The following is a 14,636-nucleotide window of genomic DNA, read 5'->3' as shown; positions in this document are numbered from 1 at the left end:
GAATTATTCCTCCACGAACCAGACGGTTTTCTCTCTGCCTTTCACGAAACTTGCGGAAAGTGGTACTCCTTTCAGGATGTCGGCCAGTCTGTTCTTTTTCTCTTTTCCCCTGATGAGAAAAAGGACGTACCGGGAGGAGTTCAAAGCCCTGAAGGTCATGGTGATCCTTGGAACCATCGGATCGCCAGACGGCGGGGTGAAGGTTACCGCTCTTTCAATCTTTCCCGTCTTCGGATCGAAAATGGAGGCAACGTGTCCATCAGGCCCCATTCCGAGGATGGAAAGATCGAATTGACCTGCCGTTCTTATCTCCATCTCGTACCTTTCACAGGCTTTCTCAACAGGAAGGGAGGTATCAACGAAGTGGATGTTTTCGGAGGGGACTTCTATTCTACTGAAAAGAACCCCGTTTATGTTTTTGAAGTTGCTCTGATCCGAGTCGAGAGGAACGTACCGTTCATCGCTCAAGAAGAAATGAATGCGGTTCCATGGGAGGTTCAGATCTGCCAGTCTTTCATAAACGGGAAGAGGGGTCTTCCCTCCTGCCAGAACGACATAGATCCTCTCTTTTTCTTCGAGGAGTTTTTTCAACTTTCCGTGGATTTTTTCTACAGCGAATTCGATGTATCCTTCATCGAGTACGTATATCACGGTCTTCGCCATCTTCTGCCATCCCTTTCTATGAGAAGATCTGCTTCCTTCGGGCCCCAGGTTCCGGATGGATAGATGTGAGGTTCGAAGCGCACCGGATCGCTCTCCCATGCCTTCAAAACAGGATCGAGGAGTTCCCATGAGACTTCAAGATCATCCCTTCTCATGAAAAGCGTCGTATCCCCGAGTATCACATCCAGAAGAAGTCTTTCGTAGGCGTCCGGGAGTTTCACTCCGAAGTAGTCCTCGTATCTGAAGTCCATACTGAGAAGTTGAGGGGTCATACCGGGACATGGTCTTTTCACCTGAAACTCCAGAGAGATCGCCTCGTTTGGTTGTATGGTGAAAATGATCGTGTTGGGTTCGAGGTCTTTTGAGGGTACGTTGGGGAATATCGAGTGCGGAATCCTCTTGAAAACCACCGCCACCTCCGTCACTTTCTTTGGAAGTCGCTTTCCCGCCCTCAGGTAGAAGGGCACGCCGCTCCATCTCCAGTTGTCTATGAAGAGTTTCATGGCAACAAACGTTTCGACACTGGAATTCTTCGACACCCCCGGCTCTTCTCTATAAGCGGGAACGACTCTTCCGTTCACAGTTCCTCTTCCGTACTGTCCCCTGACGATCCAGTTTTCGAGATCTTCCACGGGAAACGGTCTGATAGATCTGAGAAGTTTCACCCTTTCACTTCTGAAGCTTTCCCCGTTGAAGGAAGAAGGAGGTTCCATGGTGATGAGTGCGAGGATCTGAAGCATGTGGTTTTGAAAGATGTCTCTGAGAAGTCCTGTGTTTTCAAAATATCCCGCCCTGTGTTCCACACCGATACCCTCTGCTATCGTGATCTGAACGTGATCCACGAACTTGTTGTTCCATATCTCCTCGAATATGAAGTTTGCGAACCTGAACACCAGGATGTTTTGAACGGTTTCCTTTCCAAGGTAATGATCGATCCTGAATATCTGGTGTTCACCAAAGGATCTCTGAAGCACCTGCTCCAGTTCTCTTGCGGATTTCAGGTCCTTTCCAAACGGTTTTTCTATCACAATGCGGGATGTTTCTGTGTTCAAGCCGGCCTTTGAGAGGTTTTCGATTATGGGAACGTACACATCGGGTGGAACAGAGAGGTAGAAGATCAAATTCCTGACTCCGAATCTTTTCATGAGGTCGTCAACGACTCTTTTCAGCGACTTAAAGGTATCGGGGTTTTGATAGTCTACCCTTGTGTAGCTGAAGCGTTTCAGAAGATCGGGCTGGGTGTTGAATCTGGATCTGAATTCCTCATCACCCATCCTCGTTCTTGCTGCACCGAGAACAAAGAAGCGCTCCGGTAAGATTTCGGCTTCAAACAACCTGTTCAGTGCCGGAACGAGTTTTCGTTTCGTCAGATCACCCGAAGCACCGAATATCACCATTCCAAAGGGTTGTTCGATTTTTGGAAAACAACGAAGGATTCCCGCATCGTTTTTCGGGCATTCTTTCAGTCCCAGTCTGCACCTCATCGTCTCACCTTCTTTGGGAAGAATTTTACCATAAAATAAGGAAAATCTAATTTCTTCTGTGTTAGAATTCCCTAAAAGGGGGGATGTTTATGAATCAGCTGAAAAGATCGAAAAAGAACAGGATCATAGCGGGTGTCTGCGGTGGAATCGCCGAGTATTTTGGAGTCGATCCCACACTTGTGAGGCTCATCTGGGTACTCATCACACTCGCCTGGGGTGCTGGCCTTTTGCTCTACATTGTCGCATGGCTGATCATGCCGGAGGAAAAAGATGGAGAGGAGGCCGAACCATCTCAAAACACGGAAGGGTTGAAGGTTCTTCTTGGAGGTTTACTCGTTTTCCTTGGAGTAGTTCTTCTTGTTTCAGCGTTCGTTCCCTTTCTGTTCAGTGTATCCTGGAAGGTGGTCCTAGCCGTTTTGCTGCTGATATTTGGTGTTCTTCTTCTTTTGAGGAGGAATGAAAAATGAGGGTGATATTCGGTATATTTCTTGTCTTCATCGGTGTTCTTCTCCTTTTGACTACGTTCCTGGATTTTCTCACCTTTTCGTTTTTTGCAAGGATATTTCAAAACCTGAGCCTGTTCTGGCCCATGCTTTTGATAACCGCCGGGGTTTATTTTCTCTATCTTGGCCTGAAAAAAAGATGGCTGTATTTTCTTAGTGTTGGAGTGTTCACTGCCTTTCTGGTACTGCTTCTTGTGTGGCCCTATGAATCTTCTTCGGTGACTGAAAGGTCTCAGGTGTTCACGGGTGTGGAGAAAATCTCGTTCAGAAACGGAGGATTCACGGTTAGGTTCTCCGAGGGTGAGAAGTTCAGAGTGTCCACGTCCTACGGGGTGGAGGTGTCGAAATCAGGATCGAATCTGGTCGTGGAAGGCTCTCCCTGGAAAAGATTTGGTCCAAAGACGGTGGAGATCGAAGTACCAGAGGACACGTTCGAACTTTCTTTCGAAGAAGGGGCTTTCACGGTGAAGGGTGAGTTCGAAGAAAACAGGTTCACGCGCGTAGAAGTGAAAGACTGCGTTCTGAACGTGAAATTCGACTTTCGAAAAGTGACCGTTCCTCTCTACTTCGAAGCGGAAGATTGTGTTCTGGAGGCTTTGTTCAGAGTACCGAATGGGACGTCTTATTTTGTCGAGAAAAGAGACGGCCTTCTTTTGAAAACCATCGAAGGAAGCCTCGTCGAATCCAGTCTCAATCCCAGACTCTTTTTCAACTTGAAGGATGGTGTCTTCCGCATCCATCTTGAAGGAGGCGTCTAGTGTGAAAGTTCTTGCCGTCAGACACGTCAAAATAGAGGACCTTGGTATGATGGAAGACATCTTCAAAGAGAAGAACTGGAGTTTTGAATACCTGGACACTCCAGAAGGGGAAAGACTCGAAAGACCTGTTGAGGAGTACTCCCTCGTGGTGCTCCTTGGAGGGTACATGGGAGCCTACGAAGAAGAGAAATATCCTTTCCTGAAGTACGAATTCCAGTTGATAGAAGAGACTCTGAAAAAAGAAATCCCGTTCCTTGGAATCTGTCTGGGATCCCAGATGCTTGCCAGAGTCCTTGGAGCAAACGTCTACAGAGGGAAAAATGGAGAGGAAATAGGCTGGTTTTTCGTTGAAAAGGTCTCTGATGATGACCTCTTTGAGGAGTTTCCAGACAGGCTGCTGGTGTTTCAGTGGCACGGGGACACCTTCGATCTTCCAGATGGAGCGACCAGGGTCTTCACCTCCGAAAGGTACGAAAATCAGGGATTCGTCTATGAAAAGGCCGTCGGGCTTCAGTTCCACATAGAGGTTGGAGCCAGAACCATGAAACGCTGGATAGAGGCATACAGAAAAGAACTCGAAGAGAGAAAGATAAATCCTGGAGTTCTTCTTGAAACGGCAGAGAAAGAAGAGAAAAACCTGAAATATCTTTTGAGATCCCTTCTGGAAAGGATAGTGAAGAGCTGAGGAGGTGTTTTTATGACACTTCCTCAGGTTCATATACTCGATTTCGACGGAGTGTACCAGGCCCAGACCGTTCTGAAAAGCCTTGCCACACACGTTTTCTTCGAGAACATGACCGGTGTCAGGTACATGATCCTTCCAGAGAAAATGAAAGAGGTGGAGAGGATCCTTCCCGAAAGGCCTGACATTACCTTCCTTGGCGACGGAGAGTTCCATCATCTCACCTATCTTCTCATCAAAAAAATAAAAAGGCCCTTTGTCTTGCTCGTCTTTGACCGCCATCTCGATGCCAGAGAAGGAGAGTTTCTCACCTGCGACAACTGGATCAGAAAAGCCCTGAAACTGAAACATCTTGTGAGGGTGGTGGTTGTCGGCACTCAGGAACAGGAAAAGATCCACAGGGTGTTCTACTCTGAAGCAGATCCACACAAAATTTTGAAACTCCTTGGAAGGCACCCGGTGTATCTGAGCATCGACAAGGATGTTCTGAACATAGAAGTGACGGGGTGGGAAAAAGGGAACGTCCCTCTTGAAGATCTTCTGAACGTTCTTCGATCCATCCCCAAAAGGAAGATCCTGGGAGCGGATATCTGTGGAGAGCCCGATCCCGTCGATGTATGGCGGCTGGAGTTGAGTGAGAGGGTGAATCTTTCAATTCTTCACGCTCTGCTCCTTGACCAGTCTCACTATGTACCGGGCAACGAGCATCTGGAAAGGAAGCCAACTTACATGACTTGAGGGAACCTTTATTCTCTTTGGCTTTCCCAGATGTTTCCAGAGAATTTCCCTTGTGCTTTTTGGAAGTGCCCTGTCGAACATGGCCTCCATCATAACGATCCTGGAGGGATCCACGAACTTTGCGTAGGCAAGGGGATCGATCTTCAAAAGGGGATGAATATCAGAAGAGAGCATCTCCTGAACGGATGAAAACCCGCTGAGTTTTTCCAGATCTTTTCTGTAAAGATCAAAGAATGCGTTTTCTTCGGTCATTCCATGCTCTTTTCCCTTTCCGCTCCGCAGTTCCCGTCTCACAAAAGACAGGGTGGGAGACTTCCAGAACAGTGTGGCAAAGTCTCCACCTGCCATCATGATCACCGTCTTCTTGAAATCACCGCTCAGGGCGTTGAGCAAAACGGCTATCATCCCACCCAAACAGTAACCAAAGAGACAGTTTTTCTCGTGCAACATCTTCTTTGCTTTCAAAAGCTCTAAAAGACTCAGAAGATCCACGACGGCGTGTTCCCAGAACCTGCTCATCCTGTCCAGGTCGGAGGAGAAGTAATCCTTTCCACTCACAGAACCTTCAGCAACACGCGTGAAATTTCCTGGAAGGACCGGTAGAATCGCCTCTATTCCTTTTCTGGAAAGATAGTGGGCCATCCAGATGAGATAGAGCACGTTCTGACTGCCAAGGCCCTGAAGTATCATCACCGAGCCCTGCTTTTTCCTCTTTGGGGAGAAGATGTAGACCTCAACGGGATCTGTACCTTTTTCTGCTCTGGAGTAGGTTGAATCGAACTTTAAGATAGAAACACGTATCTTTTTTCCTCTGTAAAGGTATCCCAGTGAGTATTCGGAAGGTATTCTCACGTCGTCAAACACTCTTTTTCACCTCTTCAAAAAGGAAACCGTTTCATAAAGGAACTTCACGGTCAGGGAATCCTTCAGGACGAATTCGAAGCCGTGTTTTCCCTTCGGGTGAAGTCTCAGTTTTGTAGTGACACCGTTTTCCCTGAGTTTTTTATACATTTTAACAGAAGAGACGTAGGGGACAACTTCGTCTTTCATTCCGTGGACCAGCATGGTGGGAGGCGCTTTCGGTGTCACCCAGTGAACGGGTGAGTAGAATTCGTAATCTTCTCGCTTTCTCAGTGGGAGACCCTTCAGGGTCGTTGCAACGGAGAACCTCGCAAAAAGGGATGTCGTCTCCAGACTCCAGAGATCAAGAAGATCACACGGAGCGTACCATGCAACCACGTGCCCGTCGAAATCCTTCTTTCCCTCTTTCGATACCCTCATGGCATGGTAAAGAACCAGATGCCCACCAGCGGAAAGCCCCATGAGATTCAGCGTCTTCATCATCAAGTACTCTTTGTTTTCGTTCAGAAAGGATATAGCGCTTTTCAGATCTTCCAGAATGTCTTCGATGAAGTGGAAATAACCGTACCTGTAGTCGAAGGTTGCCACGGCAAAGCCGTTCGCGTTTAGAAATCTGTACCATGAGATGTTGTTGGGTTGTCTTCTGTAACCTGAGATCCAGCCACCTCCGTGTGCAAAGAGAACGAAAGGGTAACTTTTTCTCTTCACGGATGGGTAGTAGATATCCATCTTCAGACCTTCTTTGTACTCGTACGTGTAAACCCTTCCTGTGACACTCTTTTTGAGTTTCACAGGGAGCCTTCCAAGTAAAGCGTTCCTCACCAGAGGCAGTGAGAGAAGAAAAAAGAAGAAAAGCCCGAGGAGGGCATTTGAGAAGAGTGCGACAAAAGAGAATATCAAAAGGACTGTTTTGATCATCAGTTTGATCATCGTTTTCCCTCTTCACGTCAGGAAACTATGAACTACGTAGAAGTATATCATTATACCCGTCACATCGACGATCGTGGTGAGTAAGGGACCTGCCATGAAGGCCGGATCTATCTTTAAAACCCGGGCGATGAACGGCAAAAGAGCCCCCATCACATTTGCGTACAGTATCAGTACAAGAAGGGCAGTCGCAACGGCAAAGTTCAACGTGGGATCGGAAGAGATCAGAAAAGCTCTCAGGTAAAGTACTCCTGCAAGGATCAGACCCAGAGTGGATCCGATCAGCGATTCTCTCAGCAAAACCTTCCACCAGTCCTTCACAGTCACCTCGTTCAGTGTGAAACCCCTTATCATGAGCGCCGACACCTGAGCACCCGTGTTTCCGGCAGAACCGATCATAGTAGGAATGAAGGCCGCTATTACCGGTATTGAGGCGAGGAATTTTTCATAACTTGAGATGATGTTACCGTTCACGCTCTCGAGCAGAAGCAGAACAACAAGCCACGGGGATCTTTTGAGGATGAGTTTCCACATGGGAGTGTGAAAATAAGACGTGTAGGTGGCACTCATTGAAGCCATCTTCTGGATATCTTCCGTTGCCTCTTCCTCGATGACGTCTACGATGTCGTCGAAGGTGATCACACCTATCAATCTCTCTTCACTGTCTACCACCGGCAGCATGATCAGGTCATATTTTTTCATGAGTTCTGCTGCAATTTCCTGATCATCGGTGGCATGAACGAACACGGGGTCCTTATCCATGATCTCTGAGACTTTCTGATTCGGCTCGGCGATGATCAGGTCTCTGAGTTCAACGGTTCCTTTGAGCTTCCTTGTTCTGTCTATCACCATGAGAGAGTATATGTTCTCTTTTCTCTTTCCTTCTCTCCTCACCCTATCCAGAGCTTCCTGTACCGTCATGTCCTCGAAAAGTTCCACATACTCCGTGGTGGCAAGTCTTGCGGCGGAATCCTTCGGGTAGTTGAGTATCGCGAGGATCTCTTCTCTTTCCTTAGGAGAAAGATAGGACAGGAGTTTCTTCACTACGTTCGCTGGCATCTCTTCGAGCAGTTCTACCCTGTCGTCCGGATCCATCGACTCAAAAATCTCCTTCAGTCGTTCCTCTCTGAAGAGCTTTATGAGTTCCATCTGATCATCCGGTTCGAGTTCACTGAACACTTCTGCTGCCTTATCTTTGGGAAGGAGTCTGAAGATCACAATCTTCAAATCGGGCGGGAGCTTTTCGATCATCTCTTTCACGTCGGCGGGATCTTGCTGTTCCAGAACCCTCTTCAACGTTTTGAAGTCGCCTTTTTCGATCAGTTCCTGAAGATCGATCTCCACTCTTACCTTCATCTTCACACCTCCTTGTTCTCATCACTACGGAGGAAGACTGGTGCTTTCCACCTGAAGATCACCTCCCGGAAAGGGTTCATGCAAAACAATTCTAACATCACAGGAAAAAATATCCAGTTAATGAAAAGAAAAACTTCCCTGTCTTCCTCTCGAAGGTTAATTTCAAAAAAGAGTATAATCTGAAATAGGGGGTGGTATCATGAAGATCACGTTCCTTGGGCACGCCGCCGTACTTGTGGAAGGAAAGAAAAACCTCATCATCGATCCCTTCATAACGGGAAATCCAGCGTGTCCTGTGAAGCTGGAAGACCTTCCGAAGATAGACTACATTCTAGTGACCCACGGACATGGTGACCATCTCGGAGATGCCGTGGAGATAGCGAAGAAAAACGATGCCATCGTGATCTCAAACTACGAGATCTGTCAGTATCTTGGAAAAAAGGGTGTGAAAACACATGCCATGCACATCGGAGGAAGTTATCTGTTCGACTTTGGAAGGGTGAAGATGACACCCGCTGTTCATGGATCTGGTATTCTCGATGGAGAAAACATCATCTACGGAGGAAATCCCGGTGGATTTCTCATCACGCTCGAGGGGAAGAAAATATACCACGCCGGGGACACGGGCCTGACAAAAGATATGGAACTTCTAAAGGAAGAAAACGTGGACGTGGCTTTCCTTCCGATCGGTGGAAACTTCGTCATGGACGTGGAAGATGCCATAAGAGCAGTTTCGATGATAAGCCCCAGGAAGGTCGTTCCCATGCACTATGGAACATGGGAGATCATCTTTGCCGACGTGGAACTCTTCAAGAAGAAAGTGGAGGAAATGGGTGTTGAGTGCGTGATTCTGGAACCTGGTGAGTCGCTGGAGCTGTGAGGAGCTGGTATGGTGTACGTGCTGTTTTTTTCTTCTCTTGCTGTGCTTGCCTTTTCCATTTTTCTTTTCTTTTTCACGGCAAAGCGAACAAGAAACTACTCACAACTTGAAAAGAGATTCAACGCCATCGTGGAAGGTCTGTCAAAACTCGATCCAGAAATGCCAGAGGAAGCTTTCTTTCAGGTGATACTCGACATCGCCATGTCTGTGGTACCAGAAACGACCAAGGGGAGCGTATCACGTATCACAGATGAAGGGGACTGGATCTTCGTTGCCTCGAAGGGACACACAGTGGATCTCTACGGAAAAAGGTTTCCCTCAAGATGCCTGTTTCGCGCTGGAAAGGAACCTGTCGAAGTGAACTTTCTGGAATACGATAAAGATCTTCTTCCAGACGACATGTGGAAGTTCTTTGAAAGAACTCTTCGGGGAACGAGAAAGAGTCTTGTTGTCGGTTTGTTTGCCGGAGACGAATTCCTCGGAAACATCGCCCTCGATTCCCCACACAGCCAGTTTTCTGATCTTTCGAAGAAGGCCCTCAAACTCCTTGGAAACCTCGCAAGCACCTACCTTCTTTTGAAAAGATCCCTGGAAAAGGAACACCGTTTTCAAAAGATCATGGGCACGATCCTGACACTTTTGCTTCTTTTCAGAAAACAGATCTCTGTCGAGGACTTCCTGAAAGAATCACTTCAAAAGATGATAGAAGCAAGCGAGGTTTTCTCAGGAGGTGCTGTTTTCAAAGGAGACACGGTTGTTTTTTCCATCGGTTTGAAAGAAAACGTTTTTGAATACAAAGAGATTACAGAAAAGATAGAAGAGTTCCAGATAGACAACACTCACTACATTTCCATTCAGCTGAAGGGAGAAGGTTTGCCGCTCTATCGTCTCGTGTTTGCCTCAAAAACGAAAATTCCACCCTTCATTTTTGGTGTTCTCAACACCTTCTCCGAAGTGATCTATCTGTATTTCAAAGAGTACCAGCTTCACAAAAAATACCGGGAGATGGCAATGAGAGATCCATTAACCGATGCTTACACAAGACATTACTTCAACGAGTGGATCTTCTCCCACATGGCGTGGCTCAGACGAAACCAGAAAAAGTCCGTTCTGGTGATACTGGATGTGGATGGCCTCAAGATGATAAACGACACCTACGGCCACCTCATGGGAGACAGGGCTCTCAAAGAGTTCGTGAAAACCCTGAAGGACACGATTCGAGAATCAGATCTTGTCTTCAGGTACGGAGGCGACGAGTTCCTCCTCGTTCTCACAGAAAGCAGCAAAGAAAACGTTCACAGCATTCTGGAACGGTTGAAGGAGAATTTGAAGAGGCTCGATCTTCCCTTTGAACTCAGTTTTTCTTTTGGATACGAGGAGATAGACGGTTTTGTACCCATAGAGAGAGCTCTTGGGAAGGCCGATGATCTTCTGTACAAAAACAAGTTCAAAAAGAGAGGTGTGGAAGGATGAAGGATGTTAGCATAGTGCTCAGTGGCGAAGCAGGGCAGGGCATTCAGACGGTTGAACACGTTCTCACCCGAATTCTGAAGAACTCTGGATTTCACGTGTTCGCCACCAAAGAGTACATGTCCCGTGTGAGGGGAGGAAACAACACCACAGAGATCAGGGTCTCTTCCGAAAGGGTGCGAGCCTTCGTCGACAGAATAGATATCCTCGTCCCTCTTGGAAAGGGTGCCACAGAAAGACTGAAAAACCGCATCACAGAAAAGACCCTGATAGTCGGAGAGGAGGAGTTCATAAAAGAAGAAAAAGGTGAGAAGATCGCGGTTCCGTTCCTGGAAATAGCAAAACAGATCGGAAACAGGATATACGCAAACTCTGTGGCAATAGGTTTTCTCTCTGGACTCCTTGGAGCGGAAAAATCTGCCATCGAAGAGCAGATCACAGCGCAGTTCAGAGAAAAAGGAGAAGAAGTAGTGAAGGACAACATCCGGGCAGCGATGGAAGGGTACAGAAGAGGACAGGAATTCTCAGAGAAGATCGGTTTCGATGTTGAAAAAGATCCTTCGATAAAAGATGAGGTTCTTCTGAACGGAGCGGAAGCGGTGGGGCTTGGAGCCATAGCGGGAGGATGTAACTTCGTCTCCTCCTATCCCATGTCTCCTTCCACGTCGGTTCTGGTCTTTCTTGCCCAGCACAAGAACGACTTTGGAATCGTGGTGGAACAGGCGGAAGACGAGATCGCTGCCATGAACATGATCGTTGGGGCATGGTACGCCGGTGTCCGGGGACTTGTCACCACTTCAGGAGGCGGCTTTGCACTCATGGAAGAGGCACTCAGTCTTGCAGGGATGGTAGAGTCTCCTGCCGTGATACACCTTGCGCAACGCCCCGGCCCTGCCACAGGTCTTCCCACAAGGACCGAACAGGCTGATCTGAACCTTGCCCTCTATGCGGGCCATGGAGAATTCCCGCGGATCATATACGCTCCCGGCAACATAGAAGAGGCGTTCTACCTCACCCAGAGAGCGTTCAACGTTGCGGATAGGTATCAGGTACCTGTTTTCATCCTGACCGATCAGTATCTGGTGGATTCGTTCTACAATCTCCCCGGGTTCGATCTGAAAGAACTGAAGGTTGAAAAACACATCGTGAAGACCACCAGGGATTACGTCAGGTATGCTATAACCGAAGACGGTATCTCTCCACGGGGAGTTCCGGGCTACGGTGAAGGACTCGTGAGAGTGGACAGCGACGAACACGATGAGTTCGGCCACATCACGGAGGATTTCGACACCCGCGTGAGGATGGTGGACAAAAGACTCAGAAAAGGAAAGACGTTGAAAAAAGACATCGTCAGGCCAAAACTGATTGGAGACGAAAACTACAGGGTTCTTCTGGTTGCATGGGGATCAACACTGGAACCCATAAGGGAGGCAATTGAGGACATGAGCGGTGTGGCACTCCTTCATTTCTCCCAGGTCTGGCCGCTCGATGAGTCCGCTGTGGAACACATGGAAAGGGCGGAGAAGGTTGTCGCGATAGAGGGTAACGCAACCGGACAGTTCGCGAACCTGATCAGACAGGTGACGGGTTTTCACATAAAGGACAGAATCCTGAAATACAGTGGACTCCAGTTCACCGTGGAAGAACTGAAAGAGAAGATTCTGGAGGTGATGTGAATGAGACTCGATGAATACATCAGCAGGGACATCGCATGGTGCCCGGGATGTGGAAACTTCGGAATAAGAACGGCGTTGATGAAGGCACTGGAGGAACTGAACGTTGATCCGAGAAAAGTGGTCATAGTCTCCGGAATAGGTCAGGCGGCGAAGATGCCACAGTACGTGGGAGTCCACATGTTCAACGGTCTTCATGGAAGGGCCCTTCCTGTGGCAACTGCGATAAAGACGGCAAACCCGGATCTTCTTGTGATCGCAGAAAGCGGAGACGGATGTATGTACGGTGAAGGTGGAAACCACTTCATCCACACGATAAGAAGAAACCCGGATATCGTGAACATCGTACACAACAACCAGGTTTATGGTCTCACCAAGGGCCAGGCTTCACCAACCAGTTTGAAGGGATTCAGAACACCCGTTCAGGTGGACGGTGTGATTCTGGAACCGTTCAACCCCATAGCGGTGGCCATAGCCCTGGATGCCTCTTTCGTTGCACGAACCTTCATAGGAGACGTGGAATTCACAAAGGAGATTCTGAAAGAGGCGATGAAGCACAAAGGATACGCTCTGGTGGACATCCTTCAGCCCTGCGTTACCTTCAACAAACTGAACACCTACGAGTGGTACAGGGAGAACACGTACTATCTGAAAGATCACGATCCTACAGACAGAGAACTTGCCTTCAAAAGGGCCACAGAAACAGAAAAACTTCCCCTCGGAATCTTCTACGTGAACAAAAACAAAGAGACCTTCGAAGAACTCGCAAGAAAGGGAGATAGAACACCACTCTACGAGTACGAGGTGAACTTTGAGAAATTGAAGGAACTGATCGAAAGCAAAAAATCATGAAACTGGCAGTGTACGTTCACATACCCTTCTGCAAGAAAAAGTGCGTGTACTGTGATTTCTACTCCGTTGCCTCCGAAGATTTTGAAGAGTATCTGTCTCTCGTCTTTGAAGAGATAGAACTCTACAGGGATGTACTGAAAGAAAGTGAGATAGAGACGGTGTACTTCGGTGGGGGAACACCTTCCCTTGTTCCCCCTTCTTTTCTGGAGAAGATTTTAGAGAAACTGAAAGAGGTCTCAAAGAAGTTTTCACCGCTTGAGACAACGATCGAGGTCAATCCGGAGTCCGTTGACCGGGAAAAACTGAGATCTTACAGAAAGATGGGTATAAACAGAATCAGCCTGGGCGTTCAGTCCTGTGACGATGGAGTGCTGAAAAAGTGTGGCCGTCTGTACGATGAGAAGATGCTCAAGGAAAAAGCGGAACTCGTTCTGGCGGAATTCGACAACGTCAATTTCGATTTCATACTCGGCCTTCCCGGTGAAACAGATGAAACACTGGAGAAAAACCTTCATTTTCTTGAAGAGTTCACCCCGCAGCACGTGTCCCTTTACTTCCTCGAAGTGGATGAAAACACCCCGCTATACAGCCTTTTAAAGAAGAATCTTCTGACACTGCCAGACTCTGATGAAGTGGAAAGAAGGCACGATGTGTTCGTCGAATTTTTGAAGTCCAGAGGTTTTGAAAGATACGAAATCTCGAACTTTGCCAGACCGGAAAGAGAATCAAGGCACAATCTATTTTACTGGAGAAATCATGACTATCTGGGTTTTGGTCCCTCTGCAGGTGGCCACCTTGGAAGATTCCGATACACCAACGTTTCCGACCTTTCCATGTACGCAAAAATGGTGAAGGAAAAGACCTTCCCATACGATTATCAGCACAAAAACACGGAGGAAGAGGAAGCACTGGAGATCCTCTTCATGGGACTCAGAACGAAAGAAGGGGTAGAACTGAAACGTGTGGAAAGGCTCATGTTTCTGGTGGAGAAGTTACAAAAAGAGTATGCTTGTTATGTGAAGGTGAAAGATGGTAAAATTTTTTTGAGCGAGGAGGGTATGGACCTGTCGAAAAAGATCTTCGAAGATCTGATCGAATGGTACAGGGAGGCTGAAAAATGACACACATAATCCACAAAGGGCTCGACTTCTTCGTCAAACCAAGGAAGATCTCACTCAATCTCAACATGAAGATCGGAAGTGCGAAGGTTCACCCGGAAGATCTGAAAATTCTGATGAAGAAAGTCCCCGTTTTCATGATGAGTTACTACGACAGCAAGGCCTTCATGGAAAGGGAACTCGAGATCTCCTCGGCGGATTTTCCAAACGGTACCATCTTCTTCTCGTACTACGAGCCCGTTCCAGCCGAACTGAACTGGGATGTGGACAAAAATCTCATATTTCAACTTGCCAGGTATTTCCATCTCTACGACCTTGTCTCCTCCATGAACTCTCTCATAGACGAGTCGAAGAGCCTTTCCATCGGACTCTACGAAGAATGGCTCGAGACCATCATGGTGAAGGTGCCAGGTGAAAACGCAGAAGAACTCAGAAACATGCTTTCGAAGTTCTCACTCATGTACACGACGAAGATCCTCTGGAAGATATTCCACGGAAACTTTGAAGAGTTGAAGAAAAGAACACACGAGATAGCTTACAAGTTCTACGAAGTGGCAGGGTTTTGAATCCCACCATTTCTCCTGCCTGGCTTAAAGTTTTTCTTCCATTTTTTTACAAGAATATTTTTTAATTGACACCATTCTTATAATCAACGTAGAATACTTCTGAAA

The 14,636-nt window shown here is 47.4% G+C and carries 15 protein-coding genes; 10 read left to right on the top strand and 5 right to left on the bottom strand.

Annotation, left to right across the window (positions count from 1 at the left end; translation table 11 throughout):
* Nucleotides 1-3 precede the first annotated feature (3 nt).
* Together pgl and zwf are read right to left on the bottom strand one after the other, a co-directional pair.
* Nucleotides 4-663, bottom strand: coding sequence for a 6-phosphogluconolactonase (gene pgl, locus CTN_RS07115; RefSeq protein ID WP_015919891.1), 660 nt, complete (start codon nucleotides 661-663; stop codon nucleotides 4-6).
* On the bottom strand, nucleotides 648-2,147 hold the full coding sequence (gene zwf / locus CTN_RS07110) for a glucose-6-phosphate dehydrogenase (RefSeq protein WP_015919890.1): 1,500 nt from the start codon (nucleotides 2,145-2,147) through the stop codon (nucleotides 648-650). The genes pgl and zwf overlap by 16 nt, the downstream gene beginning before the upstream one ends.
* An 89-nt stretch (nucleotides 2,148-2,236) precedes the next feature.
* Here zwf and CTN_RS07105 point away from each other — a divergent pair, with 89 nt between their 5' ends.
* From CTN_RS07105 to CTN_RS07090, 4 genes are read left to right on the top strand one after another with little or no spacing between them, the layout of a single operon-like run.
* Nucleotides 2,237-2,614: a PspC domain-containing protein gene (locus CTN_RS07105; protein ID WP_041437759.1), complete on the top strand. Its 378-nt coding sequence runs from the start codon at nucleotides 2,237-2,239 to the stop codon at nucleotides 2,612-2,614.
* Nucleotides 2,611-3,408, top strand: coding sequence for a LiaF transmembrane domain-containing protein (locus tag CTN_RS07100; RefSeq protein ID WP_015919888.1), 798 nt, complete (start codon nucleotides 2,611-2,613; stop codon nucleotides 3,406-3,408). The genes CTN_RS07105 and CTN_RS07100 overlap by 4 nt, the downstream gene beginning before the upstream one ends.
* 1 nt (nucleotide 3,409) lies before the next feature.
* On the top strand, nucleotides 3,410-4,093 hold the full coding sequence (locus CTN_RS07095; protein ID WP_015919887.1) for a type 1 glutamine amidotransferase: 684 nt from the start codon (nucleotides 3,410-3,412) through the stop codon (nucleotides 4,091-4,093).
* 12 nt (nucleotides 4,094-4,105) lie between these two features.
* Nucleotides 4,106-4,828, top strand: coding sequence for an arginase family protein (locus tag CTN_RS07090; protein ID WP_038067821.1), 723 nt, complete (start codon nucleotides 4,106-4,108; stop codon nucleotides 4,826-4,828).
* Here CTN_RS07090 and CTN_RS07085 read toward each other — a convergent pair.
* From CTN_RS07085 to mgtE, 3 genes are read right to left on the bottom strand one after another with little or no spacing between them, the layout of a single operon-like run.
* Nucleotides 4,742-5,692 carry an alpha/beta hydrolase gene (locus tag CTN_RS07085; RefSeq protein ID WP_015919886.1) on the bottom strand — a complete coding sequence of 317 codons (951 nt, stop codon included), beginning with the start codon at nucleotides 5,690-5,692 and terminating at the stop codon, nucleotides 4,742-4,744. The genes CTN_RS07090 and CTN_RS07085 overlap by 87 nt on opposite strands.
* Before the next feature lie 6 nt (nucleotides 5,693-5,698).
* Entirely contained in the window at nucleotides 5,699-6,619 is a 921-nt protein-coding gene (locus CTN_RS07080; protein WP_015919885.1) for an alpha/beta hydrolase, read from the bottom strand.
* A gap of 12 nt (nucleotides 6,620-6,631) precedes the next feature.
* Nucleotides 6,632-7,972 carry a magnesium transporter gene (gene mgtE, locus CTN_RS07075; RefSeq protein WP_038067818.1) on the bottom strand — a complete coding sequence of 447 codons (1,341 nt, stop codon included), beginning with the start codon at nucleotides 7,970-7,972 and terminating at the stop codon, nucleotides 6,632-6,634.
* 199 nt (nucleotides 7,973-8,171) lie between these two features.
* On the opposite strand from mgtE, the gene CTN_RS07070 reads away from it, so the two are divergent.
* Genes CTN_RS07070 through CTN_RS07045 form a run of 6 tightly spaced genes read left to right on the top strand, consistent with a single transcriptional unit; the run spans nucleotide 8,172 to nucleotide 14,531 of the window.
* Nucleotides 8,172-8,852 carry a metal-dependent hydrolase gene (locus CTN_RS07070; RefSeq protein ID WP_015919883.1) on the top strand — a complete coding sequence of 227 codons (681 nt, stop codon included), beginning with the start codon at nucleotides 8,172-8,174 and terminating at the stop codon, nucleotides 8,850-8,852.
* 9 nt (nucleotides 8,853-8,861) lie between these two features.
* Nucleotides 8,862-10,325, top strand: a complete 1,464-nt coding sequence (locus CTN_RS07065; protein ID WP_015919882.1) for a sensor domain-containing diguanylate cyclase — start codon at nucleotides 8,862-8,864, stop codon at nucleotides 10,323-10,325.
* Nucleotides 10,322-11,998, top strand: a complete 1,677-nt coding sequence (locus CTN_RS07060) for a 2-oxoacid:acceptor oxidoreductase subunit alpha (RefSeq protein ID WP_015919881.1) — start codon at nucleotides 10,322-10,324, stop codon at nucleotides 11,996-11,998. Before CTN_RS07065 ends, CTN_RS07060 begins: the two co-directional genes overlap by 4 nt.
* Nucleotides 11,999-12,847 (top strand): thiamine pyrophosphate-dependent enzyme, encoded by an 849-nt coding sequence (locus tag CTN_RS07055; RefSeq protein WP_015919880.1) that lies wholly within the window; start codon nucleotides 11,999-12,001, stop codon nucleotides 12,845-12,847.
* A complete protein-coding gene (gene hemW, locus CTN_RS07050; RefSeq protein ID WP_015919879.1) occupies nucleotides 12,844-13,968 on the top strand; it encodes a radical SAM family heme chaperone HemW in 1,125 nt (374 codons plus the stop codon). Before CTN_RS07055 ends, hemW begins: the two co-directional genes overlap by 4 nt.
* Nucleotides 13,965-14,531: a hypothetical protein gene (locus CTN_RS07045; protein ID WP_015919878.1), complete on the top strand. Its 567-nt coding sequence runs from the start codon at nucleotides 13,965-13,967 to the stop codon at nucleotides 14,529-14,531. The genes hemW and CTN_RS07045 overlap by 4 nt, the downstream gene beginning before the upstream one ends.
* The last annotated feature ends 105 nt before the right edge of the window (nucleotides 14,532-14,636 follow it).

Origin of the sequence: Thermotoga neapolitana DSM 4359, from assembly GCF_000018945.1 — a bacterium.
Lineage (GTDB): Bacteria > Thermotogota > Thermotogae > Thermotogales > Thermotogaceae > Thermotoga > Thermotoga neapolitana.
This window is presented reverse-complemented; position numbering and strand designations above follow the sequence as displayed.

Bases quoted from the DNA above. Each gene is read 5' to 3' on its own strand.
- CTN_RS07100 (WP_015919888.1), top strand. From the start codon at position 2,611: ATGAGGGTGATATTCGGTATATTTCTTGTCTTCATCGGTGTTCTTCTC.
- pgl (WP_015919891.1), bottom strand. From the start codon at position 663: ATGGCGAAGACCGTGATATACGTACTCGATGAAGGATACATCGAATTC.
- CTN_RS07045 (WP_015919878.1), top strand. From the start codon at position 13,965: ATGACACACATAATCCACAAAGGGCTCGACTTCTTCGTCAAACCAAGG.
- hemW (WP_015919879.1), top strand. From the start codon at position 12,844: ATGAAACTGGCAGTGTACGTTCACATACCCTTCTGCAAGAAAAAGTGC.
- CTN_RS07065 (WP_015919882.1), top strand. From the start codon at position 8,862: ATGGTGTACGTGCTGTTTTTTTCTTCTCTTGCTGTGCTTGCCTTTTCC.
- CTN_RS07055 (WP_015919880.1), top strand. From the start codon at position 11,999: ATGAGACTCGATGAATACATCAGCAGGGACATCGCATGGTGCCCGGGA.
- CTN_RS07090 (WP_038067821.1), top strand. From the start codon at position 4,106: ATGACACTTCCTCAGGTTCATATACTCGATTTCGACGGAGTGTACCAG.
- zwf (WP_015919890.1), bottom strand. From the start codon at position 2,147: ATGAGGTGCAGACTGGGACTGAAAGAATGCCCGAAAAACGATGCGGGA.
- CTN_RS07070 (WP_015919883.1), top strand. From the start codon at position 8,172: ATGAAGATCACGTTCCTTGGGCACGCCGCCGTACTTGTGGAAGGAAAG.
- mgtE (WP_038067818.1), bottom strand. From the start codon at position 7,972: ATGAAGGTAAGAGTGGAGATCGATCTTCAGGAACTGATCGAAAAAGGC.
- CTN_RS07105 (WP_041437759.1), top strand. From the start codon at position 2,237: ATGAATCAGCTGAAAAGATCGAAAAAGAACAGGATCATAGCGGGTGTC.
- CTN_RS07060 (WP_015919881.1), top strand. From the start codon at position 10,322: ATGAAGGATGTTAGCATAGTGCTCAGTGGCGAAGCAGGGCAGGGCATT.
- CTN_RS07080 (WP_015919885.1), bottom strand. From the start codon at position 6,619: ATGATCAAACTGATGATCAAAACAGTCCTTTTGATATTCTCTTTTGTC.